The sequence below is a fragment of the Streptomyces sp. NPDC056527 genome, assembly GCF_042794475.1.
Classification (GTDB): domain Bacteria; phylum Actinomycetota; class Actinomycetes; order Streptomycetales; family Streptomycetaceae; genus Streptomyces.
On the sequence record NZ_JBHTTQ010000101.1, the window covers coordinates 1 to 26,756 of the forward strand.

The 26,756-nt window shown below is 72.4% G+C and carries 24 protein-coding genes; 13 read left to right on the forward strand and 11 right to left on the reverse strand.

Going from position 1 to position 26,756, the window contains the following annotated elements:
- Positions 1-34: 34 nt before the first annotated feature.
- Positions 35-370: a hypothetical protein gene (locus tag ACFQ7Q_RS31310; protein WP_383561024.1), complete on the reverse strand. Its 336-nt coding sequence runs from the start codon at positions 368-370 to the stop codon at positions 35-37.
- 177 nt (positions 371-547) lie between these two features.
- On the opposite strand from ACFQ7Q_RS31310, the gene ACFQ7Q_RS31315 reads away from it, so the two are divergent.
- From ACFQ7Q_RS31315 to ACFQ7Q_RS31325, 3 genes are all read left to right on the forward strand, one after another.
- Entirely contained in the window at positions 548-3,484 is a 2,937-nt protein-coding gene (locus ACFQ7Q_RS31315; protein ID WP_383561026.1) for a DEAD/DEAH box helicase, read from the forward strand.
- Positions 3,481-4,758: an SWIM zinc finger family protein gene (locus tag ACFQ7Q_RS31320; protein WP_383561028.1), complete on the forward strand. Its 1,278-nt coding sequence runs from the start codon at positions 3,481-3,483 to the stop codon at positions 4,756-4,758. Before ACFQ7Q_RS31315 ends, ACFQ7Q_RS31320 begins: the two co-directional genes overlap by 4 nt.
- A 223-nt stretch (positions 4,759-4,981) precedes the next feature.
- Positions 4,982-5,812 (forward strand): chaplin, encoded by an 831-nt coding sequence (locus tag ACFQ7Q_RS31325; protein ID WP_383561030.1) that lies wholly within the window; start codon positions 4,982-4,984, stop codon positions 5,810-5,812.
- A gap of 15 nt (positions 5,813-5,827) precedes the next feature.
- On the opposite strand, the gene ACFQ7Q_RS31330 is transcribed toward ACFQ7Q_RS31325, so the two are convergent.
- Together ACFQ7Q_RS31330 and ACFQ7Q_RS31335 are read right to left on the reverse strand one after the other, a co-directional pair.
- Positions 5,828-6,487, reverse strand: coding sequence for a DUF2293 domain-containing protein (locus ACFQ7Q_RS31330; RefSeq protein ID WP_383561032.1), 660 nt, complete (start codon positions 6,485-6,487; stop codon positions 5,828-5,830).
- A gap of 11 nt (positions 6,488-6,498) precedes the next feature.
- Positions 6,499-6,690, reverse strand: a complete 192-nt coding sequence (locus tag ACFQ7Q_RS31335; protein ID WP_383561034.1) for a hypothetical protein — start codon at positions 6,688-6,690, stop codon at positions 6,499-6,501.
- Between the two features lie 80 nt (positions 6,691-6,770).
- On the opposite strand from ACFQ7Q_RS31335, the gene ACFQ7Q_RS31340 reads away from it, so the two are divergent.
- Positions 6,771-7,505 (forward strand): hypothetical protein, encoded by a 735-nt coding sequence (locus ACFQ7Q_RS31340; RefSeq protein WP_383561036.1) that lies wholly within the window; start codon positions 6,771-6,773, stop codon positions 7,503-7,505.
- A 428-nt stretch (positions 7,506-7,933) separates the two neighbouring features.
- Here ACFQ7Q_RS31340 and ACFQ7Q_RS31345 read toward each other — a convergent pair whose 3' ends face one another.
- Positions 7,934-9,370, reverse strand: a complete 1,437-nt coding sequence (locus tag ACFQ7Q_RS31345) for an MFS transporter (protein WP_383561069.1) — start codon at positions 9,368-9,370, stop codon at positions 7,934-7,936.
- A 48-nt stretch (positions 9,371-9,418) separates the two neighbouring features.
- Positions 9,419-10,630: a pyridoxal phosphate-dependent aminotransferase gene (locus tag ACFQ7Q_RS31350; RefSeq protein ID WP_383561038.1), complete on the reverse strand. Its 1,212-nt coding sequence runs from the start codon at positions 10,628-10,630 to the stop codon at positions 9,419-9,421.
- A gap of 84 nt (positions 10,631-10,714) precedes the next feature.
- Between ACFQ7Q_RS31350 and ACFQ7Q_RS31355 the strand changes: the two genes are divergently transcribed.
- The 3 genes from ACFQ7Q_RS31355 to ACFQ7Q_RS31365 all read left to right on the forward strand — a co-directional run bounded on the left by ACFQ7Q_RS31355 (position 10,715) and on the right by ACFQ7Q_RS31365 (position 12,584).
- Positions 10,715-11,371, forward strand: a complete 657-nt coding sequence (locus ACFQ7Q_RS31355; protein WP_383561040.1) for a winged helix-turn-helix transcriptional regulator — start codon at positions 10,715-10,717, stop codon at positions 11,369-11,371.
- Between the two features lie 99 nt (positions 11,372-11,470).
- A complete protein-coding gene (locus ACFQ7Q_RS31360) occupies positions 11,471-11,878 on the forward strand; it encodes a cupin domain-containing protein (protein ID WP_383561042.1) in 408 nt (135 codons plus the stop codon).
- A gap of 55 nt (positions 11,879-11,933) precedes the next feature.
- A complete protein-coding gene (locus tag ACFQ7Q_RS31365; RefSeq protein WP_383561044.1) occupies positions 11,934-12,584 on the forward strand; it encodes a uridine kinase in 651 nt (216 codons plus the stop codon).
- On the opposite strand, the gene ACFQ7Q_RS31370 is transcribed toward ACFQ7Q_RS31365, so the two are convergent.
- From ACFQ7Q_RS31370 to ACFQ7Q_RS31385, 4 genes are read right to left on the reverse strand one after another with little or no spacing between them, the layout of a single operon-like run.
- Positions 12,559-13,494, reverse strand: coding sequence for a carbohydrate kinase family protein (locus ACFQ7Q_RS31370; RefSeq protein WP_383561046.1), 936 nt, complete (start codon positions 13,492-13,494; stop codon positions 12,559-12,561). The genes ACFQ7Q_RS31365 and ACFQ7Q_RS31370 overlap by 26 nt on opposite strands.
- Positions 13,491-14,405, reverse strand: a complete 915-nt coding sequence (locus ACFQ7Q_RS31375) for a pseudouridine-5'-phosphate glycosidase (RefSeq protein ID WP_383561048.1) — start codon at positions 14,403-14,405, stop codon at positions 13,491-13,493. Before ACFQ7Q_RS31375 ends, ACFQ7Q_RS31370 begins: the two co-directional genes overlap by 4 nt.
- A 49-nt stretch (positions 14,406-14,454) precedes the next feature.
- Positions 14,455-15,609 (reverse strand): hypothetical protein, encoded by a 1,155-nt coding sequence (locus ACFQ7Q_RS31380; RefSeq protein WP_383561050.1) that lies wholly within the window; start codon positions 15,607-15,609, stop codon positions 14,455-14,457.
- A complete protein-coding gene (locus ACFQ7Q_RS31385; protein ID WP_383561052.1) occupies positions 15,593-16,435 on the reverse strand; it encodes a hypothetical protein in 843 nt (280 codons plus the stop codon). Before ACFQ7Q_RS31385 ends, ACFQ7Q_RS31380 begins: the two co-directional genes overlap by 17 nt.
- Before the next feature lie 550 nt (positions 16,436-16,985).
- Here ACFQ7Q_RS31385 and ACFQ7Q_RS31390 point away from each other — a divergent pair.
- Positions 16,986-17,342, forward strand: a complete 357-nt coding sequence (locus ACFQ7Q_RS31390; protein ID WP_383561053.1) for a cupin domain-containing protein — start codon at positions 16,986-16,988, stop codon at positions 17,340-17,342.
- A gap of 89 nt (positions 17,343-17,431) precedes the next feature.
- Here ACFQ7Q_RS31390 and ACFQ7Q_RS31395 read toward each other — a convergent pair whose 3' ends face one another.
- Together ACFQ7Q_RS31395 and ACFQ7Q_RS31400 are read right to left on the reverse strand one after the other, a co-directional pair.
- Positions 17,432-18,730: an MFS transporter gene (locus tag ACFQ7Q_RS31395; protein ID WP_383561055.1), complete on the reverse strand. Its 1,299-nt coding sequence runs from the start codon at positions 18,728-18,730 to the stop codon at positions 17,432-17,434.
- Between the two features lie 86 nt (positions 18,731-18,816).
- Positions 18,817-19,350: a methylated-DNA--[protein]-cysteine S-methyltransferase gene (locus ACFQ7Q_RS31400; RefSeq protein WP_383561057.1), complete on the reverse strand. Its 534-nt coding sequence runs from the start codon at positions 19,348-19,350 to the stop codon at positions 18,817-18,819.
- Positions 19,351-19,543: 193 nt separating this feature from the next.
- Between ACFQ7Q_RS31400 and ACFQ7Q_RS31405 the strand changes: the two genes are divergently transcribed.
- The 5 genes from ACFQ7Q_RS31405 (at position 19,544) to ACFQ7Q_RS31425 (ending at position 26,694) form a co-directional block, all read left to right on the forward strand.
- Complete coding sequence (locus ACFQ7Q_RS31405) at positions 19,544-20,446, forward strand: MHYT domain-containing protein (protein WP_383561059.1); 903 nt, start codon at positions 19,544-19,546, stop codon at positions 20,444-20,446.
- 70 nt (positions 20,447-20,516) lie between these two features.
- Positions 20,517-22,655, forward strand: coding sequence for an excinuclease ABC subunit UvrB (gene uvrB, locus ACFQ7Q_RS31410; protein WP_383561061.1), 2,139 nt, complete (start codon positions 20,517-20,519; stop codon positions 22,653-22,655).
- A 151-nt stretch (positions 22,656-22,806) separates the two neighbouring features.
- A complete protein-coding gene (locus tag ACFQ7Q_RS31415; RefSeq protein WP_383561063.1) occupies positions 22,807-23,385 on the forward strand; it encodes a TerD family protein in 579 nt (192 codons plus the stop codon).
- A 117-nt stretch (positions 23,386-23,502) separates the two neighbouring features.
- A complete protein-coding gene (locus ACFQ7Q_RS31420) occupies positions 23,503-25,440 on the forward strand; it encodes a TerD family protein (protein ID WP_383561065.1) in 1,938 nt (645 codons plus the stop codon).
- A 231-nt stretch (positions 25,441-25,671) separates the two neighbouring features.
- Complete coding sequence (locus ACFQ7Q_RS31425) at positions 25,672-26,694, forward strand: TerC family protein (protein ID WP_383561067.1); 1,023 nt, start codon at positions 25,672-25,674, stop codon at positions 26,692-26,694.
- Positions 26,695-26,756: the final 62 nt, after the last annotated feature.

A 26,756-nucleotide genomic window follows, 5' to 3' on the forward strand; every position in this document is an offset into this window, starting at 1 on the left:
GGGGTCCAGGCGTGGCGCGCGCTCGCGGCCGTGGTCAGTGGACGGCGGTGTAGCTGCGCCAGGGGAGGGTGTCCGGCGCGATCTCGTTGCTCGTCTTGGTGGGCAGGTAGATGTTCTCCTTGCCCTGGCAGTTCGGGGTCCGGTACAGCCTGAGGTCGACGAGCGAACGGTTCTCGATCCTCCTCACGCCGGACGGAGCGAGCCGGTGGCAGCCGTTGACCGAGGGGCTCGTCACGGTGATCACCACCTCGCGCTCGGTCTCGTACGCGATCTCGCCCACGACGGTGCGGCCGAGGCCGGAGCAGCCCGCGACGGTGAGGGTCAGGAGCGCGGCCCCGGCGGCGATGCCGAGACGCCGGTGAACGGACATGGCGGTTCCTCGTCTGTCGGGCGAAGGCGGCAGAAGCCCTGTTCTCCGTCACCCTGCCGCCTGCCGGGCGGGCTGTCACCCGGTGCTGGGCCGCCCGGGCGAAGCGGCACGGCGCCCCGTTGTCAGACCCCACCCGTAAGGTCGGAGATCCAGTCGGAGTCCTTCGCGGAACGGGAGGTGAGCAGCGCCGTGACCCACACCTGGCAGACCAGTGCCGCCGTCTTCCTGCCCGCCGCGCTGCCCCGCGACGGCAGGGTCGCCTTCTGGGCCCCGGACGGCGACGAGCTGCCCGTGGTGACGCCCGCCGACGGCAGTCCGGGGACGGGCGGGCGGACGCCCGAGCCCGGAGGGGCCGGCACGAACGACTCGGGCGACCCCGGTCCCCGGGTCGGTGAGCTCACCGTCGTACGGCGACACGGTGCCGGAGTCCGCAGCCGCAAGGTTCCCGCCGTCATCCTCGGCGTCGCCGAGGCCCTGCCCCATCTGGTCGCCGCCCGCCACCACCCGGCCGCCCACCCCGCCACCGCCTGCTGGGGCGCCGCAGCCCTGCACGCCCTCCAGCTCATCGCCCGGGGGCGGCTGCTTCCCGGGCTCACGGCCGACGACCTGGACGCCTGGCGCGCGGGCCCGCTGGACGCGGACGACATCGCCCACCTGCGGGCCGTCGCCGCCGCCATGCCCCCCGAAGGCCACGCCGTCCCCGCGCCCGGCCTCAGCCCGCTCCAGCTGCCCGAGCCCGAGGCGCTCGTGCGCGCGTTCCTGGACGCGGTCGCCGACACCCTGCCCCGCACCCCCGCCGCGGCCCACGCGGCGGGCGCGCCGTTCGCAGCGCGTCCGGCGCAGCACCTGCCCCGCGCGCGTGCCTGGGCGACCGAGGCCGCCGTCGGCATGGACGCCGGGGTCCGGGTCTCGCTCCGCCTCGACATCGCCGGAGACGAACTCTTCGACATCGCCGAGGAGGGTGGCGACGAGCGGCAGGCCGCCGCGGCCCTGCTCCAGATCCACAGCCTCGCCGACCCCACCCTCGTCATCGACGCCGCCGCCCTCTGGCAGGGCGGTGGCGACGACCTCTTCGGGCCGCGCGCCAGGATCGACGCCGTCCTCGCGCTCCGTCGCGCCGCCCGCGTCTGGCCGCCGCTCGGCAGGCTCCTGGAGCGGGACGTCCCCGATGTCCTCGCGCTGACCGAGGACGAGCTGTACGAGCTCCTCGGCCCCGCCGCGACCCGACTCGCCGACGCCGGGGTCGCCGTCCACTGGCCCCGCGAGCTGGCCCGCTCGCTCAGCGCCTCCGCGGTGGTGCGGCCGGCGCTCTCCGCCCCCGGCTCCGCCACCGACGGCACGACCTTCTTCGACAGCGAGGAGCTGCTCCGCTTCAACTGGCAGCTCGCCCTGGACGGAGACCCGCTCACCGAACGGGAGATGGACACCCTCGCCGAGTCCCACCGCCCCATCGTGCGGCTGCGTGACCAGTGGGTGGTCGTCGACCCCGACCTCGTCCGCAAGGCCCGTAAGCGGGAACTGGGCCTGCTGGAGCCCGTCGACGCCCTCGCCGTCGCCCTCAGCGGGACGGCGGACGTGGACGGCGAGACCGTCCAGGCCGTGCCCGTAGGAGCCCTCGCCACTCTGCGGGACCGGCTCGTCGCCGGCCCCGAGGACATCACCGCGCCCGAGGGTCTGAACGCCGGCCTGCGCGACTACCAGTTGCGCGGACTGGCCTGGCTTGACCTGATGACCTCGCTCGGGCTCGGCGGCTGCCTCGCCGACGACATGGGCCTCGGCAAGACCGTCACCCTCATCGCCCTCCATCTTCGCCGCGCCCGCCGGGCCCCCACCCTGGTCGTCTGCCCCGCCTCCCTGCTCGGCAACTGGCAGCGGGAGATCCGGCGATTCGCCCCCGGCGTCCCCGTCCGCCGCTTCCACGGCGCCGACCGCTCCCTGGACGGCCTCGGAGCGGGCCCCGACGCCGGCGGATTCGTCCTCACCACCTATGGCACCCTGCGCACCAGCGCGCCCCAACTGGCCGGGCAGGAATGGGGGATGGTCGTCGCCGACGAGGCCCAGCACGTCAAGAACCCCTTCTCCGCGACGGCCAAGGCGCTGCGCACCATCCCGACGCCGGCCAGGGTCGCCCTCACGGGCACCCCCGTGGAGAACAACCTCTCCGAGCTGTGGGCCCTGCTCGACTGGACCATCCCCGGCCTCCTCGGCCCCCTGAAGACCTTCCGCTCCCGGCACGCCCGGGCCGTGGAGAACAACGAGGAGATCGAGAACGAGGAGGCCGTCGAGCGCCTCGCCCGCCTCGTCAGGCCCTTCCTGCTGCGCCGCCGCAAGTCCGACCCCGGCATCGTCCCCGAGCTGCCGCCCAAGACCGAGTCCGACCACCCCGTGGCGCTCACCCGCGAACAGGCCTCGCTCTACGAGGCGGTGGTCCGCGAGACCATGGCGCAGATCGAGGGCGCCGAGGGCATCGCCCGCCGCGGGCTCGTCATGAAGCTGCTCACGTCGCTCAAGCAGATCTGCAACCATCCCGCGCAGTACCTCAAGGAGCAGACCGCCAAGGGCGGCGGCACGGCCCGGCTCGCCGGCCGTTCGGGCAAGCTCGCCCTGCTCGACGAACTCCTCGACACCATCCTCGCCGAGGACGGCGCCGTCCTCGTCTTCACCCAGTACGTGACCATGGCCCGGCTCCTCGCCGACCATCTGGCCGCCCGCGCGATCCCGGCCCAACTGCTGCACGGGGGCACGCCCGTGGCCGAGCGCGAGCGGATGGTGGACCGCTTCCAATCCGGCGACGTGCCCGTCTTCCTGCTCTCTCTGAAGGCGGCAGGCACCGGGCTCAACCTCACCCGGGCCGGGCACGTCGTCCACTTCGACCGCTGGTGGAACCCGGCGGTCGAGGAGCAGGCCACCGACCGGGCCTACCGCATCGGACAGACCCAGCCGGTCCAGGTCCACCGGCTGATCGCCGAGGGCACCGTGGAGGACCGCATCGCCGAGATGCTGCATGCCAAGCGGGCCCTCGCCGACGCCGTCCTCGGCTCCGGGGAGGCCGCGCTGACCGAACTGACCGACCGCGAGCTGGCGGACCTGGTCTCGTTGAGGAGGCCGTCATGAGCCCCCGCCGGCCCCCGGCCGCGCGGTTCGCCGGTCCGCGCCACGACGACCGCCGCCGCACGTTCCCGGCGCTCGCCCCGCGCGGGGCGCCGGACGGCAGGTTCGCCGCCACCTGGTGGGGCAACGCCTGGGTGGACGCCCTGGAGGACACCGCCCTCGACCCCGCCCGGCTCGCCCGCGGCAAGGCCTATGCCGGGCGCGGTCATGTCGACGCGATCACGGTCACCCCCGGCCGGGTCGTCGCCTACGTCCACGGCACCCGCCCCCGTCCGTACCGCACCGAGATCCGGCTGCGCACGCTCGGCGACGACGGCTGGGAGCGCTTCCTTGACGAGGTCGCGGCGCGGCCCGACCACATCGCCGCCCTCCTCGACAAGGACATCCCGCACGCCGTCGAGGCCGTCACCGGGCTGCTGCCCGCACCCGGGGACCTCGTCCCCGACTGCTCCTGCCCGGACGACGGCTTCCCCTGCAAGCACGCCGCCGCCCTCTGCTACCAGTCGGCACGGCTCCTCGACGAGGACCCGTTCGTCCTCTTCCTCATGCGAGGCCGAGGCGAGCAGGAGCTCCTCGCCGCCCTCACCCAGCGCAACGCGGCCCGCTCCGCCGCCGAACAGTCGGCGTCCGCGCCGCCGATGGCCATGGTCCCGGCCCGCGCCGCCCTCGCCCGGGACCCCGGTCAGGCCCTGCCGCCGCTGCCCCCGCCGCTGCCCGCCCCCGCGCATCCCGGCCGCCCTCCGGCCTACCCCCCGGACCCCGAGGCCCCTGACCCCCTCGCCCTGGACCTGCTCGCGACGGAGGCGGCCGCCCGCGCCCACGCCTTCCTGGTGACCGGACACGATCCCGTCGCCACGCTCACCCCCTGGCAGGACGCCGTGCGGCTGGCCGCCGCACACCCCGGCTCCGGACTCACCGCCTCCACCCGCGCGCTGTACCGCGACCTCGCGTACGCCCTCGACCGCACGCCCAGCGACCTGGCCCGCGCGGTCGCCGCCTGGCGCCAGGGCGGCCTCGCCGGGCTCGCTGTCCTCGAAGAGCCCTGGGACCCGCCCGCGGGCCCCTTCGACCGGGCCCGCCCCGCCCTGCTCGCCGCCGACTTCCCCGCCTTCCGCCCCTGGCGCAACCGGCTGTCGACGCGATCCCTCCAGCTCCGCTTCGGACGCGACGGGCTCTGGTACGGGTACGAGTCGGACGCCGACCGCGAGGACTGGTGGCCGCGCGGCACCCCCGACCCCGACCCCGTCGGCGCACTCACCGATCTGCTCGGCCACTGATCCGAAGGCCGGTGGAATCGGACCAGGCCAGGCCGCGTCCGGCGCGGAACCTCGCCGCGGCACGATAATCGCCTCCGAGCGGAGTCGGTAGTTCCCTATACGTTCGAGGTCACACCCACTCGATGGAGTGAATCGCGCCAGCGGCCTGATCCGGCCGGGTCGGGATCGCGTTAAGTGCGGTACGGGCGCGAATGCCCGTTAAACCTCCGGAAGGCAGGAAGCCATGAGGCAGATTCGCCGAAGTGGTCTGGCCACACTGATGGTCACGGGTGGCGCGCTCGCGCTCTCGGCGGGCGCCGCCCACGCCGACTCCGGCGCGCAGGGCGCCGCGGTCGGTTCGCCGGGTGTGATCTCCGGCAACGCGGTTCAGCTGCCGGTGCACGTCCCGGTCAATGTCTGTGGGAACACCGTCAATGTCATCGGGCTGCTCAATCCCGCCGCGGGCAACCGCTGTGCCAACGTCAGCCGGTCCGACGGGTACGGCTCGGACGCGGACGGCGGCGGTCGGACGCACAAGGACATGCCCGCCTCCCCGCGGGCCGGCGGGGGAAGCCACGGCGGACACGCGGGCGGACACAGCGCCGGCGGGGGAAGCCACGGCGGACACGCGGGCGGACACAGCGGGGGCGGGGGCACCTCCTCCAACGGCGGTGGCGCCATCGCCGAAGGCCACGCCGTGGGTTCCCCCGGCGTGCTCTCCGGCAACGGACTCCAGCTGCCGGTCGACCTGCCCGTGAACGTCGCCGGCAACTCGGTCAACGTGGTCGGCATCGGCAACCCGGCCATCGGCAACACCGCGGTCAACGGCCCCTCCCAGCCCGAGGAGCCCGGCGAGGAGCCGGAGCGGAACGTGCCCACCACGCCGCGGAACATCCCGGTCACCGAGACCGAGACCGAGCCGGAGGCCCCGGTGCCCGGCCCGCAGACCAGCTCGGTCGCGCTCGCCAGCACGGGTTCGGAGCTGGTCGGCTCCGCGGCCGCGGCCGGAGCGGCGCTGCTGCTCGGTGGAGCCCTGGTCTACCGTCGCGCCCGCCGCATGGGCGCCCAGGTCTGAGGCCCGCGCGGGTTCTCATGCACGGCGCCAGGCCCGGAGCACCGCCTCGATGGCCGGTGCGACCCTCATCCGGGCCTGGTGGCGGGGTACGCCCCGCATGAGAAGCGCGTCGTACTCGGTGTCGACATGACGTACGGCCGCCCGCACGGCCGCTGTGACCGCACCCCGGTCCAGGGCCCGCCCGGCCGCCGTACGTCCCACCCGGCCGCTGCCCTTCTGCGCGGCGTGGGCCGCGATCTCCACGGCCCGATCGGCCGGGCAACAGGGAAACAGCCGCAGGATCTCGGCCTCCAGCGCCGCCGTGACCTCGGCGTCCCGATCCGCGCGGCGCGCGGCGTCACGGGCCCGACGCCGCGCCCGCGCCTCCGCGTCCGCCAGACAGGCCGCCTCCGCACGGACGAGCGCGGCCTCCTCGACGAGCAGCCCCTGACGCTCGTACCGCGTACGGCGCCGGTTGTGCCGTACGACCACCGCCCAGAGCGAACTGCCCTCGCGCGCCCGCCGGGTGAGCGCGGTGTCCCCGCGGCGCAGGAACACCAGATGGCCCAGGTCGGCGCAGTCCAGACAGACGGGCGCGTTGAACTCGACGATCATCCGCTCCAGCGGCCCCTGCCGGCACTCCGAGCAGCGGCGGCGCTTGAGCGGTTCGACGACGACGGGTGCGACCAGGTCCATGGCGGGTCCCCTCAGCGGACGTTCCGGCTGCGCCGGTGGTCGACGGCCGCGCCGGCGAAGGCGCTGTGGGCCGCGATGCGTTCCTGGCGCAGCTGTTCGTTGCGGGCCGGCACCGCGGTGCGTTCGACGGCTCGGCCCTGGAGCCAGTGTGTGGCGACGACACCCAGCGGGGTTCCCACCACGGCGATCAGCGCCGTCTCCATGACCGGTTACTCCTCGGCGTGCTCAAGTGGCGTCAATAATCGTTCGATTCGGCGCCCCGGCCCGGGCTAGGGTCCGTCACGTGGCAACGAAACTCAATCAGATCATCGCAGTGGAGAAGGGCGTCAAGTCCAGGGCGCATCAGGACCTCACCGCGGCGCACCACGGGCTGCAGAAGCCCGCACTGCTCGCCGGCATCTCCCGTACGTACCAGCCGAAGGACGAGGAGGGCGAGCAGCTTCCGCCCGAGTCCACGCTGGTGCAGGTGAAGGCCGAGGACGTGCTGCGTGACACCGCGCGGGCTTTGACGCGGCTGTTCGATGTCACCGCCACCAAGGACTGGGCCAACTGCGACGCGCGTGCCGACATCACCGTCGACGGGCGCGTGCTCGTGAGCCGGGTGCCCGTCGCGTACCTCCTCTTCCTGGAGAAGCAGCTGACGGACATCAACACCTTCGTCCGCAAGCTGCCGGTCCTGGACGCGGCCGAGTCGTGGACGCAGGACCCGTCGACCGACGCGTGGAAGACCGACGTCGTCCGCACGGTCCGGACGAAGAAGGTGCCGCGCAACCACGTCAAGGCGGAGGCGACGGACAAGCACCCGGCGCAGGTCGAGGTGTACTACGAGGACGTGCCGGTGGGGTACTGGACCACCGTGAAGTTCTCCGGCGCCCTGCCGGCCCGGCGGGTGAACGAGCTCCTGGAGCGGGTGGAGAAGCTCCAGCAGGCGGTGAAGTTCGCCCGTGAGGAGGCGAACAGCGCCGAGGTCACCGACGAGCGCGTCGGGGACGCCGTCTTCGGCTACCTCTTCGGGTAGCGGGGACACCCATGAACTCCCCGGCCACAGAGCACGGTCGGGGTGCGCGAGGAGCGCAAAGCTGAAACTGAGCCTTGTCGTGACAACCGCGGTTCCAGTGGAGGTTCGAGTCCTCCTCCCGGCGCTCTTCTTCCGTGCCGGGATAGCCCAAGCAGGCAGAGGCAGACCGCGATCAATCTCAGACTATTGCTCCAGACTCAGCATTCGCCGCTCATCGCCGGATCGACCGGGCACGGGCCCTGGTGCGTCGAAATGCCAGTTCGAATCTGGTCCGCCGAGCTCGATCGGCGGTGGTCCAATGGCAGGACGCGACGCAATGACGACTGACCCGAGCTCTCAAGCGTGCCGGCGTGTGATGTGAGCGGCATCGACAGGGTCCGGGGGCAGGCTACGCCCTCGGACCCGCTCCGTTTCCCGGCGCCGACGCCTTACACCCCGCGGGTCTTCGCCGGTACGCACAGCCAGGCGAGGACGGCGGCCGTCAGATAGGCGAGCGCGCCGACGGCCATGCTGACGCGCAGCCCCGTGCCGCCGGCGGCAGTGGCGAGCAGGCTGCCACCGAGCGCGACCCCGGTGGCGCTCCCGATCTGCCGGGTGGTGTTGAACAGCGCGGACGCGGTTCCCGAGTACGCCGCCGGCGCCGCACCCATCACGGTGGCGGTCGAGCCGGTGAGGGCGAAGGACGTGCCGAACCCCGCGGCCATCATCGGGGCCACCAGCAGCGCGTAGGCGGGGTCGGCTCCCGCGGCGGCCCAGCCGGCCAGCCCCAGGGCGGCCAGGAGCATGCCGGAGACCACCAGCGGCCGGTCGCCGGTGCGGTGGGCCAGCCGTCCGGACAGCACGGACGCGAACATGGTCATCGCCACGGCCGGGAACAGCGCGAGACCCGTTTCGAGGGCGCTGTAGCCGCGGCTCTGCTGGAACTCCAGGCTGGCGGTGAACACCATTCCGTAGAAGCCGAAGTTGAACAGCAGGCCGATGACGGCTCCGCCACCCATCGCCCGGGAACGCAGCAGGTCCAGCGGGAGTGCGGGGGACCGGGCCAGCCGCTCGCGCACCGCGAACGCGACGGCGGCCAGCACGGCCAGTCCCAGCCCGCCGAGCACGAGTGGATCGGACCAGCCGCGCCGTCCGGCCTCGTTCAGAGCCCCCGTCAGCAGCGCCACGCCCGCGACGACCGCGCACTGCGCGGGCCAGTCCAGGGCCCGGGTGGATCGCCGCGGCGAGCGTCCCACGTGCCGCAGGGTCAGCATCAGACAGGCCGCGCCGACGGGCAGGTTGATGAGGAAGACCCAGCGCCAGCCCACGGTGGAGACGAGCAGCCCGCCCAGGAGCGGCCCGGCGGAGGCGGCGATGCCCGCCATCGAACCCCACAGTCCGAAGGCCCGCGATCGTGCGGCCGGTGCCGGGTAGGCCTGCTGGAGCAGGGCGAGGGAACCGGGCACGATCAGCGCCGCGCCGAGCCCCTCCACCAGGCGGGCCGTCACCAGGAAGGGGGTGCTGGGGGCGACCGCGCACGCGGCCGAGGACGCGATGAACACGACGACGCCCGCGCAGAAGACCCGGCGGTTGCCGAGCCGGTCGCCCAGCGCGCCACCGGTCAGCAGGAATCCGGCGAAGACGAGGGTGTAGCCGTCGGTGATCCACTGGATGCCGGTGAGCGAGGCCGACAGCTCCCGGCCGATGACCGGCACGGCGACGTTGAGGATCGTCACGTCCAGGATCACCATGAAGTACCCGGCGCACACCGCCAGCAGCGGCGCCCAGGACTGTCGTTCCGGCTTCGGTGACGGCTCCCGTGACGGCTCGGGCGAGGGCGTGGGTCCGCCGGACGACTTCCCGAACTCCACGGCCCCAACTCCCATCCGTCCGCGGAGGCCCACGTCACGAGCCAGCGTAGGGGTCGAGACGTCCTACTGCCGGTAGCCGCTCAGGAAGCGACCGATGCGACTGATCGCCGCGTCGAGATCGTCGGCGTACGGCAGCGTCAGAATGCGGAAGTGGTCCGGCCGCGGCCAGTTGAAGCCGGTGCCCTGCACCACCTGGATCTTCTCGCGCAGCAGCAGGTCGAGGACGAACTTCTCGTCGTCATGGATCTTGTGCACCTTAGGGTCCAGGCGCGGGAATGCGTAGAGCGCGCCCTTCGGCTTCACACAGGAGACGCCGGGGATCTCGTTGAGCTTCTCCCAGGCCTTGTCGCGCTGCTCGTGGAGCCTGCCGCCCGGGGCGGTCAGCTCGTGGATCGACTGCCGGCCGCCGAGCGCGGCCTGGATGGCGTACTGGGCGGGGGCGTTCGGGCACAGCCGCATGGAGGCGAGCATGGTCAGCCCCTCCAGATAGCTCTTGGCGTGCTGCTGCGGGCCGCTGACGACCAGCCAGCCGGAGCGGAACCCCGCCACGCGGTACGTCTTGGAGAGCCCGCCGAAGGTGAGGACGACCAGGTCGGGGGCGAGGGAGGCGGCCGGGTAGTGGACGGCCTCGTCGTAGACGATCTGGTCGTAGATCTCGTCGGCGAAGACCATCAGACCGTGGCGGCGGGCGAGGTCGAGGATGCCCTCGACGATCTCGCGCGGATACACCGCACCCGTGGGGTTGTTGGGGTTGATGATCACGACGGCACGGGTGCGGTCGGTGATCTTCGCGGCCATGTCGTCGAGGTCCGGGTACCAGTCGGCCGACTCGTCGCACAGATAGTGCACGGCCTTGCCGCCCGCGAGGGTGGTCACCGCCGTCCAGAGGGGGAAGTCGGGGGCGGGGATCAGGACCTCGTCGCCGTCCTCCAGGAGCGCCTGGACGGCCATGGAGACCAGTTCGGAGACGCCGTTGCCGAGGAAGACGTCGTCGACACCGACGTCCGGCAGGCCCATGGCCTGGTAGCGCTGGGCGACGGCGCGACGGGCGGAGAGGATGCCTCGGGAGTCGGTGTAGCCGTGCGCCTTCGGGAGCATCCGGATCATGTCCTGGACGATCTCCTCCGGCGCTTCGAAGCCGAAGAGCGCGGGGTTGCCGGTGTTGAGGCGCAGGACGCTGTGGCCCGCCTCCTCCAGGGCGTCGGCGTGCTCGATGACCGGGCCGCGAATCTCGTAGCAGACCTCGCTCAGCTTGCTCGACTGCCGGAACTCCATGCGACGACCTCCCCAGAAGGATTGATACTTGGTTTTACCAAGTTCGAGCTTGGAAAGTCCAACAACTTGTCTAGACTGCGTCGTATGCCTCGCCGCCGAAGCTATGACCAGTACTGCGCCGCCGCCCGCGCCCTCGACGCCGTCGGCGACCGCTGGACTCTGCTGATCGTCCGTGAACTCCTCGCCGGGCCACGTCGCTACACGGACCTGCACGCCGACCTCCCCGGTGTCAGCACGGACATGCTCGCCGGCCGCCTCAAGGACATGGAGGGCGCCGAACTCGTCACGCGCCGCCGCCTCCCGCCGCCCGCCTCGGCGTACGTGTACGAACTCACCCGGCGGGGCCGTGAGCTGCTGCCCGTGCTGCGGGCCCTGGCGGAGTGGGGTGCGCCCGCCCTGGAGGAGCCGCGTCCGACCGATGCCGTACGCGCCCACTGGTTCGCGATCCCGCTGCTGTCCTCCCTCGAGGGCGCGGTGACGGGAGTGGTGCACGTGACCCTGGACGAAGGCGAGTTCCATGTACGCCTCGGGGGCGACGGGCAGCCGCCGGAGTACGGGGACGGACCGCCGGCCCACGCCGCCGACGTACGGCTGCGGACGGACTCCGCGACCTTGCGGGCGCTGGCGAGCGGGGAGTCGACTCTCGGCCAGGCGGTACGCGACGGTCGGATCGAGGTCGAGGGGGACGATCGCCTCGCCGTCGAACCACCGGCACGGCTCGCGTCGGTGCCGGTGGACTGATCGTCAATACCCGTTCGAGTCATCCCCCTTACGAGTAGCGTAGGGCTGTTTGGCGGCCTTGGACCGAGGGGCCGCGTGGGGAAGTGGGAGGGCTGCTCCATGGGGATCGACGTCTGCACCGACCGGGGCACGCACCCCGCTCAGACCCTGGTGGCCAAGGGCACTTCCAGCGGCACGCTCCGGATCAGGCCACCCAAGGGCCGTACGGACGTCGTCTTCCGTACCGTCACGCTCGCCCCGGGCGACTCCACCGGCTGGCACCACCACCCCGGCCAGATCATCGCCGTCGTCCAGTCGGGCACACTGACCCGCATCCTGCACGACTGCTCGGTCGAGACGGCCTCCGCGGGGGACGCGTTCGTCGAACCCGCGGGCCTCAGGAACCGGCACATCGGGCACAACTTCGGCTCCGAGCCCGTCGTGCTCCACATGACCTGCCTGCTGCCCCAGGACGCACCGCTCTCGATACCGGCGGACGCCCCGGACTGCGCGCTCCGCCTCTCCTAGGTCCTGTTCGTAGAATCGGTGCACGAACCCCGACGCCCAGAGCAAGGTCACGCCCGTGCGAGTCGAAGCGATCACCTGGGAGCGGCTGTCCGATGCCCTGGCCGGGCACGTCGACGGGCTGGAACCCGGGGACGGCGGGGGCAGGCTCAAGATCGCGGTCGACGGTCCGCCCGCGGCGCCGACCGGTGAGACCGCCGAGCGGATCGCCGAGGCGCTCCGACTGCTCGGCCGCTCCGTGCTCGTCGTCTCCACCGAAGGGTTCCTGCGGCCCGCCTCGCTCCGCTTCGAGTACGGGAAGCAGGACCCCGACTCGTACTACGGAGGCTGGTACGACACCGGGGCGCTGTGGCGCGAGGTGTTCGGGCCGCTGGAGGCGGGAGGGAGCGGGCGCGTGCTGCCCGACCTCTGGGACCCCGTACGTGACCGGGCCACCCGTAGCCCCTACGTGGAACTTCCGCCCGGGGGCGTGCTCGTGGTGCACGGGCCGTTCCTGCTCGGGCACTGGTTCCCGTTCGACCTGACCGTCCATCTGCGGCTCTCCCCGGGCGCACTCGCCCGCCGCACAGAGGAGTCCTGGACCCTGCCCGCCTTCGCGCGGTACGAGAACGAGGTCGGCCCCTCCGACACAGCGGACGTCGTCGTCCGCGCCGACGACCCGCGCCACCCGGCCTGGACGGGGCTCAAGGGCCGGGGACTCGGGGAGTAGGGCCGGGGAGCCGGCCCGGGGCGTTCTCCGCGGGGCGGCCGCCCACCGTCGTCACCGCCTCCGCGCCCGCCCGGCAGCCCGCCGCGGCCGCCGCCGTCGGGTCCGCGCCCGCGAGCCGGGCCGCCAGGAACGCCCCGGTGAACGCGTCGCCCGCCCCCGTCGAGTCCACCGCCCGCACCACCGGCGCCGTCACCCGGCCCGTCACCGAGCCCGCCTCCGCGACCAGCGCGCCCGCCGCGCCCAGAGTGACCACGACCAGCGGGAACGCACGGCTCAACACTTCGGCCGCCTGCGCCGGCTCTGCGCGGCCCGTCAGCAGACGGGCCTCGTCGGCGTTCGGGAACAGCACCCCCGCGCCCCGGGCGGCGCTCAGGAACCGATCCACGCCGAGCCGCTCCAGAAACCCTGTGGAAGCCGGGTCGACACTCACCGGAACCCCTGCCTCCCGCGCCGCCCGCAGGGCGCGCAGCGCCGTCGCGCGACTGGGGGCGGCGAAGAAGAGATACCCGGACAGGTGCAGATGGGTCACGCCTTCGAGGAAGGCGTCGGTCCAGTCGGCGGGGGAGAGGCGCAGCGCGGCCCCGCTGTCGGTCAGGAACGTGCGCTCCGTGCTCGCGTCGACCAGCGCGATCACCGTCGCCGTGGCGGCGTCCGCGTCCGCGACCAGCATCGGCCGCACGCCGGCCCGGCGCAGCGCCCTCTCGTGCCAGTCGGCCGCCTCGGTCCCGACGCGGCCGAGCAGCCGCACGTCACTCCAGCCCGAACGCGCCGCCCAGCAGGCCGCGTTGGCCCCGGCTCCGCCCGGCAGGGTGCGGATGGCGGCCGCCGTGTCGGTCGCGGGCGCGAGCGGGGTGCCGTGCCGGGCCACGACATCGGTGACCACGTCGCCGACGACCAGCAGGCCGCTCACGCGCCGCCTTCGGCATACGCCGCGGCGATCCGCGCGGCGAGCCGCACATTGCCCCGCACCGCCGCGAGATTCGCTTCCAGCGAGGCGCCTTCGGTGTGCACGGTCAGATACTCCAGCAGGAACGGGGTCACGGCCTGGCCCGTGATCCCCTTCTCCTTCGCCGCCGCGAGGCCCTGTGCGAGGACCCGGTCGTGCAGCGCCGGATCCAACTGGTCCGCCACCGGCACCGGGTTGGCGACGACGAGTGCCGCGTACGGCTCGCCCAGGTCGTCCTGCGCCCGTATCACGCCCGCCACCGCCTCGGGTGTCCTCAGGGTCCAGTCGACGGGCTCTCCGGACGAGGCCAGGTAGAACCCGGGGAAGTGCTCCGTCCCGTACCCCACCACCGTCACGCCCAGCGTCTCCAGCCGCTGCAGCGTCGCCGGGACGTCGAGGATCGACTTGACCCCCGCGCACACCACCGTCACCCCGACCCGGGACAGCAGCCGCAGGTCGGCCGACTCGTCCTGGGTCTCGCTCCACTCGCGGTGCACCCCGCCGAGCCCGCCGGTGGCGAAGACCCGTATGCCGACGGAGTCGGCCAGCCACGCCGTCGCCGAGACCGTTGTCGCCCCCGTCGCCCCGGTCGCGAGCGCGGGCGCCAGATCGCGGTGGCCGAGCTTCCGTACGGACGGATCCTCCGCGATGCGGGTCAACCCGTCCTGATCGAGGCCGACATGGGCCGTGCCGTCGATCACGGCGATCGTGGCGGGCACGGCGCCGCCGTCCCGTACCAGCGCCTCCAGCTCCCGAGCCACGGCCAGATTGCGCGGGCGTGGCAGACCGTGGGCGATGATCGTGGACTCGAGCGCGACGACGGGACGGCCCTCGTCGAGAGCCTCCCGCACCTCTTCGGACACCTGTGTGGACATGTCCCATCTCTGGCGCACCGGCGAACCACTCAAACCTCGGTGGCGACGATCAGCCACAGTGCGGCAGGCCGGGCAGCCGCGCCGCGTCCACCACCTGGATCACCGGCCGGGAGCCGGACGTCTTGGCGTTGCCGACGCTGTACGCCACGGCCAGTGCACCGCCCCTGGCCTGCGCGTATCCATAGGCCGGAGTGATCCGCGCGTACGAGCCGGAGCCGAGGTCGAGCGCGTAGGAGGTCTCCGGAGTGCGCCAGGTGACCAGACGGCCGCTGATCCGCAGCTGGTCCATGCCGTCGACGGCCGGGGACGTCGTCACGACCGCCGTCGGCCGTGCGTCTCCCGTGCGCCACACCATCAGCCGGGGCTCGGCCTCGCCCTCCACCCAGGCCCAGGTCCTGCCGTCGGAGACCACGGACCGGACGTCCCGCAGCGCGGCCAGGGCGTCGGGCAGAGCGGCGGTCCGGGCGCCGGTGCGGGAGACGGCGGTCAGCCGTGTCCCGGAGCCCACCGACTCCCGCCACACCACTAGGTCGCCGGCGACGAAGGGGGCGTCCATCACCCCCGTGCGCAGGGCGCGCGGGGCGCCGCCCGCGGCCGCGGCCGCGTACACGGTGGCCTTGCCGTCGCCGACCCCCTGCGCCCAGTGGACGGTGCCGTCGCGGACGACGGGCTGGGGCAGCGGGCCCGGGCGGTCCGCCCGGGCGAGCCGCCGTGACGTGCCGGTCGTGGCGTCCCAGACGTACAGGCTCCACGGGCTGTCCAGGGTCCGCCCCTCCATGACCGCGAACACGGCCCACCGCCGGCCGTCGAAGTCGGCGGCGAGCAGCTGGTGTTCGACGGGGTCGGCGAGGGTGAGCAGGGTGCGGGGCGCGCCCCTGCCGTGCAGCAGGGCGGCCCGGCGCTGCCCGGCCCCGGTGAGCTGGACGGCGGTCCAGCCGGGGCCGGTGTCGGTGAGCACCGCCCGTTCGCCGGCCGGCGCCCGCAGCTCGCCGGCCGCGAGAGCGGAGCTCCAGCTGGCGGGGAGTCGTACCTCGCACGCGGCGGCGAGCGCGTTCGGCCGTGGCGCCGGGGCGGACGACTCGCGGGGAGTCGGTTCCGGATCGGGCCGTGCCGACGAGCATCCCGCCATCAGGATGCCCGCCAGCAGCAGGGTCAGCGCCGTGCGGGCGCCGACAGGTGAGGAGGAGCTACCAGACGTACCCACGGCCGCCCATGATGGTGGTGATGGTGTCGGACGAGATGTGCGCCGACTTGGGGACGGATCCCGCCCAGGAGATCACGCTCGTGCTCACTCCCCCCACCGGATCCAGGTAGTTGACCTGTCCGGCGGCGGAGTCCGTGTTGTAGCCGTCGATCGAGACCCAGTGGAATATCTCGATGTTGGGGTGGCCGACGAGGTGCGGCCCGCCCGGGACCTCCCAGGCGTTGCCGGCTATCGCGTAGTCGTGGTCGGTGTTGTGTGTGATGTGCTGCTTGAAGTTCGCCTTGTCGGTGGCGGTCGGGGTGTACGGCAGCGCCTTGGGGACGTAACCGGCGCCGGGCAGCCGGTAGTTCAGCGCGTCGGCCATCGGATAGCCCGTAGGGCTGGGGACGTTGATGTTGACGCCGTACCAGGCGGTGCCGCTGGAGTTCGTCTTGAGGAGGGTCGCCGCGTCCTGCTGCGAGCGGCCCGCGACCTCGTCGGCCGCGGACTGGGTGATCACCAGGGTGGCCGGTCCGCACCAGTAGGACGTCTTCTGCGACTGGTGGAGGCCACCGGAGAGCTTGTACCCCGCCAGTGCGGCCCGGGGGCGCACCGCGTCGTACGCTCTCGCCGCCTGCGCCTGCTTGGCGGCGCCGAGTCTCTGCTGGGCGGGGGTGAGGCGCTGCGGACCGAGGGTGTCGTACGCGGCCTTGTAGGAGGCGCCGGGGGCCACCGGGTCGGCCGCGAGGGCGGCGGGGGCGGCCACGGTGACCGCGAGCAGCGCGGCGGCCGTCAGGACGGTGGTGGTCAGAGCGGCGCTGCGGGGGAGGAAGACTGACGCGGGCATCGCACTCTCCTGTCGGAGGTGGGGGACGAGTCCAGGGGGAGTTTGACGCGCGCACGCCAGGCGGGACAGGGGGCTCGGTGGATTGCCCCCGACCAACATTGGGCGCACCAAAGGCGCCTCTCGTGACCAGCGGGGACATCTGCCGGCGAGCCATCCCCTGGGCCCGGTTTTCGGCCGTATGGCGCCGTGACGCCCTGTCTCGCGGAGTGCGCGTATGAGCGATTTCGCCCCCGAAGGGGCCGAAGTGTCCATTCGTCACTTCTACGACGGTCCCGTGGTCGAGGACGACCTGATTACGCCGACTGGGGGCACGTCTCGAACGTGCCTGCGGATTCGGTGCCCCGCGGCCCGGTCCCGTCGTCGGGGCTCCCTCCGGCGCGGTCCGGCCGCGCCGCGTGACCTCCCGGGAGCTGCTTCCGAAGGCGCCCTTCGGATTTCGTCGCCGCCGTCCAACTCGGGGAAGTCTCCTGGTCGGAGGCGAAACGGAGCGCGTTCCTCCATCCGGTCCTGGCGGCGGACCGGCCCCGGGTCCCCGCTACAGTCACCGCCCATGACGACACACGACCACCCCTCCTTCGCCGTCCACATCCCCGATGCGGAACTGGAGCCGGAGCCGCTCGACCCCGAACAGATCGTCTCGGGCACCCCCGAGGTGACCGGCAAGGTCCTCTGGGAGTCCGCCGACGGCAAGCAGGTGCGCGGCATCTGGCAGATCACCCCCGGAGTGGTGACCGACACCGAGGCGAACGAGCTCTTCGTCGTCGTCAGCGGTCGCGCCACCGTCTCCGTCGAGGGCGGCGCGACGCTGGAGATCGGGCCGGGCGACGCCTGCGTGCTGCGCGAGGGGGACCGGACCACCTGGACGGTCCACGAGACGCTGCGCAAGGCGTACCACATCAGCCTCTAGGGGATGGGGTGTCGGCGGGCCGGAGGCCGAGCCCCCAGCGCCTGGTCGGGCAGGGGACCCGGGAGATCGGGTCCCCTGCCCGATGGCCGTCAGGCGGGCCGCCGCACCGCGCCCCGCACCGCCAGCGCCGCCATCGGCAGCAGCAGACACGCACCCACCAGGTTCAGCCAGTCGTAACCCGCCCGGGCGACGATCAGCCCCGCGGCGAGCCCGCCCACACCGGCGGCGGTGTTCATGATGAAGTCCGACAGGCCCTGGACCGCGGCCCGGGCGGCCTGCGGAACCGAGTCCGTGAGCAGGGCGGAGCCCGACACCAGCCCGGCCGACCAGCCGAGCCCCAGCACGAACAGACCGGCCGCGGTCTGTCCGTGACTCGGCCCGGCCGTGCCCGCGAGCAGCGCGGCGACCGAGATCAGTCCGACCGCGAGACCGATCACCGTGAGGCGGCCCAGCCGGTCGGACAGCCAGCCCATCACCGGGGAGAAGGCGTACATGCCCGCGATGTGTCCGCTGATCACCAGACCGATGAGCTGGATGCCCGCGCCGTGGTGGCTCAGCGCCACCGGGGTCATCGACATGATCGAGACCATCGCGGTGTGGGACACGGCCACGGTCACCAGCGCGAGACGGGCCCGCGAGGACTCCCGTACCGCCCGCATCCCCGCCCGGAGCGAACGGCCCTCGGCCGCCGCCTCGCCCTCCTCCGCACCCGACAGCGCGCGGGCCGTCAGCAGCGGGTCGGGGCGCAACAGCAGCGCCACCATGACGGCGGCGACCAGGAACACCCCGGCGGCCCAGACGAACGGGCCGGCCGCCGCCGGAATGCCGAGGCCCGCCACGCTCTCGCCGGCCGGAGCGGCGACGTTGGGTCCGAGGACGGCGCCGATCGTCGTCGCCCACACCACCGTGGAGATGGCCCGGCCCCTGCGGTCCGGCTCGGCCAGGTCCGCGGCCGCGAAGCGGGCGGCGAGGTTGGCCGAGGAGCCCGCGCCGAAGCCGACCAGGCCCGCGAGGAGCAGAGGGAAGTTGTCGGCGACCGCCCCGAGGACCACGACACCGGCCCCCAGCGCGCCCACCAGGTAGGCGAGCACGAGGCCCGGCCGCCGTCCGCGGGAGCCCATCAGGGAGGCGAGGGGCATGGCGAGCAGCGCGGGACCGGCCACCGAGGCCGTGGAGGCGAGACCCGCCAGCGCCTCCGTGCCGCTGACCTCCTTGGCCAGGACCGCCGCGAGGGCGACGCCGATGGCGATACCGAGTCCGCCGAGGATCTGGCTGGCGATCAGCACAGCCTGGATGCGACGCCGGAGCGTCGGCAGTGCGGCGGCCGCGACAGGGGCGGATATTTCCGCCGCATCGGCGGCGTCAGGGGCGCTGGGGGTCTTGGTCACTTACGGGAGTGTGCCAGCCGTTCCGGCCGATGGGAACGCCACCCCCCGAATACCCCCTAGGGGCACCCTGGGGGGCGGGGTTCGCCTCAGAACAGCGGCTGCGGCAGCACGCCCTCCAGCGCCAGCAGCGTCCGCTTGGTCTCCAGACCGCCCCCGAAGCCGCCGATCCCGCCGTCGCTCTCCACCACCCGGTGGCACGGCACGACCACCGGGAGCGGATTGGCGCCCATGGCCGCCCCCACCGCCTGGGCCGCGCCCGGCTGCCCGACCCGCCGGGCCAGGTCTCCGTACCCCACGACCGTCCCGAACGGCACGCCCTCCGCCAGCTCACGCAGCACCTGGCGGTTGAATCCGGTCGTCAGCGTCCAGTCGAGGGCGAGATCGAAGTCGTGGCGACCGCCCGCGAAGTACTCCCCGAGCTGCCGTATCGGCTCGGCGAGCCGACCGGACTCGCTCCGCACCGGCTCCGCGCCGAGCCGACCGGCCAGCCGCTCGAGCGCCGCGTCCCGCACCGCCTCGTCGGCGTGGAAGACCACGCTCACCAGCCCGCGGTCGGTCGCCGCGAGCAGCAGCGGGCCGATGTCGCTCGCCACGACCGTCCATTCCACCGTGGTGTCCATGGAGATCACGGTACGACCGCCCACCGACATCGCCGCCGTCACGGCCCGGTCACTTCTCGGTCTCGCCGAAGCCAAATCCCGGACCACATGGTCGAGCGGCGCCCCGCGCGCCATAATCTCGCCCCGATAGGACTACTCAGCGGTACCGACTGTTTTCGGACGACGTTGCACGACGGGTGGAGGGCACACGCTCATGCAGGGCACGGTCGACGGATTCAGCTACGGCCTCGTGACGCCGGTCGCCGCCTATCTCATGGCCTGCCTCGGCGGGGCCCTGGGGCTGCGCTGCACCATCAGATCGCTGCGTCACCGGGACACCTTCAAGGCCGGCTGGCTGGCCCTGGGGGCGACCGCGATAGGCACCGGCATCTGGACGATGCACTTCATCGCGATGATGGGCTTCTCCGTCCGGCAGGCCCCGATCAGCTACGACCGGCCCATCACCTTCGCGAGCCTGGCCGTCGCCGTCGTGATGGTCGGCATCGGCATCTTCATCGTCGGCTACCGCGGGGCCACCGCGCTCACCCTGGTCACCGGCGGCACCATCACCGGGCTCGGCATCGCCACCATGCACTATCTCGGCATGGCGGGGATGCGTCTCCAGGGGCGCATCGAGTACGACACGCTCACCGTGGCGCTCTCCGTCGTCATCGCCGTCGTCGCGGCCACCACCGCCCTCTGGGCGGCCGTCTCGGTGCACGGATTTCTGGCCAGCCTCGGTGCGAGCCTCGTGATGGGCCTCGCCGTCAGTGGTATGCACTACACCGCCATGGCCGCCGTCAACGTCCATCTGCACGGCGACGGCGCCGTCGTCGGCACCGGCGACACCGCCACCTCGCTCCTCCTGCCGATGCTGATCGGGCCCGCCGTCTTCCTCCTCCTGGCCGCGGTCGTCGTCATGTTCGACCCGCTGCTCGTGATGGGCGACCCGGACTGGCAGCGCCCCGCCGCCCACAGCCCGCACCGCCCCGGGGTCCCCGCCCCGCGCCGCGCCTCCGGCTACGGCGAGCCCGCGAACTGGTCCGCCCGTCCGCCCTCCGGCCGGGGCGGGCGCAAGGGAGCGGTCCGCGGCGGACACCGCTCCCAGGACTGGTAGGAGCGGACCGCCGGGCGGCCGCCGAGCCGTTCCCGGCCCGACTGTCAGTGGGGGGTCGTACGGTGGTCACATGCGGCCCGTTTCCCAGATCGAACGTACGTTGGCGCCTTTCGAGGTCGTCAGCCCCTACCAGCCCAGCGGCGACCAGCCGACGGCCATCGCCGACCTCGAGCGGCGCATCCGCGCGGGCGAGAAGGACGTCGTCCTCCTGGGCGCCACCGGCACCGGCAAGTCGGCGACCACCGCCTGGATGATCGAGAAGCTGCAGCGCCCCACGCTGGTGATGGCGCCGAACAAGACACTGGCCGCCCAGCTGGCGAACGAGTTCCGCGAGCTCCTGCCGAACAACGCGGTCGAGTACTTCGTCTCGTACTACGACTACTACCAGCCCGAGGCGTACGTCCCGCAGTCGGACACCTACATCGAGAAGGACTCCTCGATCAACGAGGAGGTCGAGCGGCTGCGCCACTCCGCGACGAACAGCCTCCTCACCCGGCGCGACGTCGTCGTGGTCGCCTCCGTCTCCTGCATCTACGGCCTCGGCACGCCCCAGGAGTACGTGGACCGGATGGTCCCGCTCAAGGTCGGCGAGGAGATCGACCGCGACCAGCTGCTGCGCCGCTTCGTCGACATCCAGTACACCCGCAACGACGTGGCGTTCGCCCGGGGCACCTTCCGGGTCCGCGGCGACACCATCGAGATCTTCCCGGTCTACGAGGAGCTCGCGGTCCGCATCGAGATGTTCGGCGACGAGATCGAGGCGCTCTCCACGCTCCACCCCCTCACCGGCGAGGTCATCAGCGAGGACCGGGAGCTGTACGTCTTCCCCGCCAGCCACTACGTGGCGGGACCCGAGCGCATGGAGAAGGCGATCAACGGCATCGAGCGCGAGCTCGAGGGCCGGCTCGCCGAGCTGGACAAGCAGGGCAAGATGCTGGAGTCCCAGCGCCTGCGGATGCGCACCACGTACGACATCGAGATGATGCGCCAGATCGGCTCCTGCTCCGGCATCGAGAACTACTCGATGCACTTCGACGACCGTGAGCCCGGCTCCGCGCCCAACACGCTCCTCGACTACTTCCCCGAGGACTTCCTCCTCGTCATCGACGAGTCGCATGTCACCGTTCCGCAGATCGGCGCCATGTACGAGGGCGACGCCTCCCGCAAGCGCACCCTGGTCGACCACGGCTTCCGGCTGCCCTCCGCGCTCGACAACCGCCCGCTGAAGTGGGAGGAGTTCCAGAAGCGGATCGGCCAGACGGTCTACCTCTCGGCCACCCCCGGCACGTACGAGCTCTCCCGCGGTGACGGCTTCGTCGAGCAGATCATCCGCCCCACCGGCCTGGTCGACCCCCAGGTCGTCGTCAAGCCCACCGAGGGGCAGATCGACGACCTGGTCCACGAGATCAGGCTGCGCACCGAGAAGGACGAGCGGGTGCTGGTCACCACGCTCACCAAGAAGATGTCCGAGGACCTCACCGAGTACTTCCTGGAGCTCGGCATCCAGGTCCGCTATCTGCACAGCGACGTCGACACCCTGCGCCGTATCGAGCTGCTGCGCGAGCTGCGCGCCGGCGAGTACGACGTCCTGGTCGGCATCAACCTGCTCCGTGAGGGTCTCGACCTGCCCGAGGTCTCCCTCGTCGCCATCCTCGACGCCGACAAGCAGGGCTTCCTGCGCTCCGGCACCTCGCTGATCCAGACCATCGGCCGCGCGGCGCGCAACGTCTCCGGCCAGGTCCACATGTACGCGGACACCATCACGCCGGCGATGGAGAAGGCCATCGACGAGACCAACCGGCGCCGTGAGAAGCAGATCGCGTACAACACGGCCAACGGCATCGACCCGCAGCCGCTGCGCAAGAAGATCAACGACATCGTCGCCACCATCGCGCGCGAGGAGGTCGACACCGAGGAGCTGCTCGGCACCGGCTACCGCAACGAGAAGGACGCCAAGGGCGCCAAGGCGCCCGTGCCCTCTCTCGCCGCGCACTCCACCAAGGGCAGGGGCAAGGGCGGCAAGGCGGGCTCCACGGTCGAGCTCGGCGACCGGCCGGCCGCCGAACTGGCCGCGATCATCGAGGAGATGACCGACCGGATGCGGGCTGCGGCGGCGGAGCTGCAGTTCGAGGTGGCCGCGCGGTTGCGTGACGAGGTGGGCGAGTTGAAGAAGGAGTTGCGCCAGATGAGGGAGGCGGGGCTGGCCTGACGCCCGGGGTGAAATAAGCCGCCGGTGTGTTGCAAGACCGACACAAAACGCGACCGCGTCTGCTGCGTTGTCACTGCCGCTGCGTAGGGTGCTGGCAACCGCACGCACAGCAGAGGGCGGCCGCGGGGATCGCTAGGAGAGGGGACAGCGCGTGACGGTCAACATGACCAAGGGTCAGGCCATCAGCCTGGAGAAGCAGGGCGGAGGCAGCCTGACGTCCGTACGGATGGGGCTCGGCTGGCAGGCGGCGCCCCGTCGCGGTCTGTTCGGCTCGCGGACCCGCGAGGTCGACCTGGACGCCTCCGCGGTGCTCTTCGCCGACAAGCAGCCGGTGGACGTCGTCTTCTTCCGCCACCTCGTGAGTGACGACGGCTCGGTCCGGCACACCGGTGACAACCTGGTGGGCGGCGCCGGTCAGGGCGGCGACGACGAGTCGATCCTGGTCGACCTCCAGCGCGTCCCCGTCCACATCGACCAGATCGTCTTCACGGTGAACTCGTTCACCGGCCAGACGTTCCAGGAGGTGCAGAACGCGTTCTGCCGGATCGTCGACGAGACGAACGGCCAGGAGCTCGCGCGCTACACCCTGGACGGCGGCGGCCAGTACACCGCGCAGATCATGGCGAAGGTGCACCGGGCCGGCTCCGGCTGGCAGATGACCGCCCTGGGCAACCCGGCCAACGGCCGGACGTTCCAGGACCTCATGCCCGCGATCCTGCCGCACCTGTAGGCCGGCACCGCAGGCGCACCCACAGCTCCCGGAGGCGGCAGGCCACCGGGAGCTGTCCCACATGATCCGCCCGTAGTCCGCACAGACAGAACGACGCAAGCCGAGGGGACAGAGTCGATGACGGCCGAGCTGGTCCGGGGGCAGAACCATCCCCTGCCCGACACCCGACTGGAGATCCGGGTCTCGGCCGGCCATCCGGTCGTCGCCGGCGCCACCCTCGGCGACGAGCGGGGCACGGTCCCCGGCGTCGAGTGGATCGCCCACCCGGGCTCGCCCTCGCTGCCCGGTGTGGAGGTCTCCCAGCAGGCCGCCGCCGACCACCGCCTCGCCGTGGATCTGGAAGCGCTCCCGACCGCCGTGCACCGCGTCTCCGTCCTCCTGGCGCTCCCCGTCGGCGTCGGCGGCCCGGTCCGCTTCGGCGCCGTCGAGGCCCCCTTCGTCGCCGTCACCGGGCTCGACGGCACCGAGATCGCCAGCTACACGATCACCGGCCTCGACCGCGAATCCGCCGTCGTCGCCCTGGAGCTGTACCGCCGCCAGGGCGTCTGGAAGGTCCGCGCCATGGGCCAGGGTTACGAAGGCGGCCTGGCCGCCATGCTCGGCGACCAGGGCCTGGAGCGCCCCGCCGACCTGGCCGCGTCGATCCTGGAAGCCGTGGCCCGGGGCCTGGCCCGCTCGGTCTCCGCCCCACCCCCGCGCGTCCCCGAGACGGAGCGCGTGCGCCACGCGGCGCCCACCACCGGGGCGGACACCATGCCCGGGTCCGACCCGGCACGCGGACCCGAACCGACGCGCCCGCCCGATCCCGCGCCGACCGTGCAGGTGACGCCCCCGCAGGCGCCCACGGGCGGCACCGGCGGTCCGATCAGCTACGCCCACCCCCGCCGTGCGACGCCGGACCCCGAGCCGCAGCAGGGACCTCCCGTTCCCGTCGCCGGGGATGCCAGCGGCTGGTCCATGGACGAGCGGCTCTACAACCAGGTGTGGGGCATGTTCGAGGACCTGGCCCGCACCACCGCCGCGTACCGCAGCGCCTGCGACTTCGCCGAGTCCCGCCTCGACCAGGAGCTCGACCGCGCGCTCTCCGACCCGCGCAGCCGTATCGGCGGCGCGGGGGACGTCGCCCGCGAGGCGGCCCGCGCCAAGCACGACGAGCTCACCGCCCGCGCCAAGGAAGCCCTCGACCGGGACCTCGCCCAGCTCGTCGCCGAGTCCGAGGTCGTCGAACCGGCGCTGCCCGCCGCCTACGCCCGCTGGGACAACCCCGTATGGCACGCGTACCGCGTCCCCATGGAGGTGCCGATGGCGCTGCGCCTGGGCGACCTCCATCTGCCCGAGCGGACCGACCTGCGCATCCCGATGCTCGTCAGGCTGCCGCTCGAGCGCGGGCTCTGGGTGGACTCCGGACGCGGCCACTCCGAGGCGGCCGGGCTCCTCGACGAGACCGAGCTGCGCCGGCTCGCCCTGGACACGGCCGTCGCGCATGCCGCGAGGCTCCTCGCCGTGTACCCGTCCGGTGAGTTCGCCGTCCATGTCGTCGACCCGGCGGGCTCCGGAGCCGCCGCACTCGCCCCGCTCGTCGAGGCGGGCGTCCTGGCCGGGCCGCCGGCCGCCGGGGCGGCCGGGGTCGCCGCCGTCCTCGCGCGGCTGACCGAGCGCGTCGACCTGGTCCAGATGGCGCTGAGGGCGGGAGCCCCCGACGCGCTGCCGCCCGGTATGGACACCGCCGAGCAGCTCCTGATCGTCCACGACTTCCCGCACGGCTTCGACGACCGGGCGGTCACCCAGCTCCGCTACCTCGCGGACGAGGGCCCGGCCGTCGGCGTCCATCTCATGCTGGTTGCGGATCGCGAGGACGCCTCCGCGTACGGCCCGGTGCTCGACCCGCTGTGGCGCTCCCTGCTGCGGATCACACCCGTGGCCGACGACCACCTCGCCGATCCGTGGGTCGGCCATGCCTGGACGTACGAGCCGCCCCGCTTCCCGCCGGGCAGCGCGGTGCTCCGTCAAGTCCTCGCCCAAGTGGCCGACGCGCGTCGGCAATGGGGCCGTTGACCTGGTCTTTTGGTGCCTCTTTACCCTGCCCTTTACCTTCTCTTGGTTCTTCGGGTAGTCTTCTCGGCGCGGAGGGGAGTACTCCCCAAGCGCGGCGTTCCCGTCAATACGGACAGACCACGAGCGGTCTGATCCCGGGGCGTCGGCCCGGCCCGTCACGCACGGCCCGGGTGGAAGAGACCTCCGGCAGCGACGACGCTGATCAAGTAGCCGTACGACGCCGGAGGCGCAGTGGACGTTTCGACGACTCTCTGGGTGCTGACCATTCTCGGTCTGAGCGCCCTCATCGCGATCGACTTCTTCATCGGGCGCAAGCCCCATGACGTGTCGGTCAAGGAAGCCGGAATCTGGACGATCGTCTGGATCGTTCTGGCCGCGCTCTTCGGCCTGGGGCTGGCGGTCTTCGGCAACGGCCAGGCGTCGGGTGAGTTCTTCGCCGGCTTCATCACCGAGAAGTCACTCAGCGTCGACAATCTCTTCGTCTTCGTCCTGATCATGGCGAAGTTCTCGGTGCCCTCCCACCTCCAGCAGCGCGTGCTGCTGGTGGGTGTGCTGATCGCCCTGGTCCTGCGCGCGATCTTCATCGCCGCCGGCGCCACGATCATCGCCAGCTTCTCCTGGGTCTTCTACATCTTCGGCGCGTTCCTGATCTACACCGCCTGGAAGCTCATCAAGGAGGCACGCGCCGACGAGGACGAGGACGACTGGGAGGAGAACCGTCTCCTCAAGTCCGTCGAGAAGAGGTTCGGCGTCGCGGACAAGTACCACGGCACGAAGCTCTTCATCAAGGTCAACGGCAAGCGCGTGCTGACGCCGCTGATGGTCGTCATGCTCGCCATCGGCACGACCGACGTGCTCTTCGCCCTCGACTCGATCCCGGCGATCTTCGGCCTGACCCAGGACCCGTACATCGTCTTCACCGCCAACGCCTTCGCCCTGATGGGTCTGCGCCAGCTGTACTTCCTGATCGGCGGCCTGCTCAAGAAGCTGGTCCACCTCAGCTACGGCCTGTCGGTGATCCTCGGCTTCATCGGTGTGAAGCTGGTGCTGCACGCACTGCACGAATCCGGGGTGCACGTCCCCGAGATCTCCATCCCGGTCTCGCTCGCGGTCATCGGTGGCGTCCTGATCGTCACCACGATCACCAGCCTCATCGCCTCGAAGAAGCAGGCCGAGCGCGAGGTCGCCGAGGCGGCGGCCGAGATCCCGGCGGCGAAGGCCGGCGAGGCCGAGAAGGACAGCGTCGACGCCTGACCGGGCCTCGGCACTCCCGAAACGCACCGTGGCCGGTGCGGGCGGCACACCACCGCCCGCAC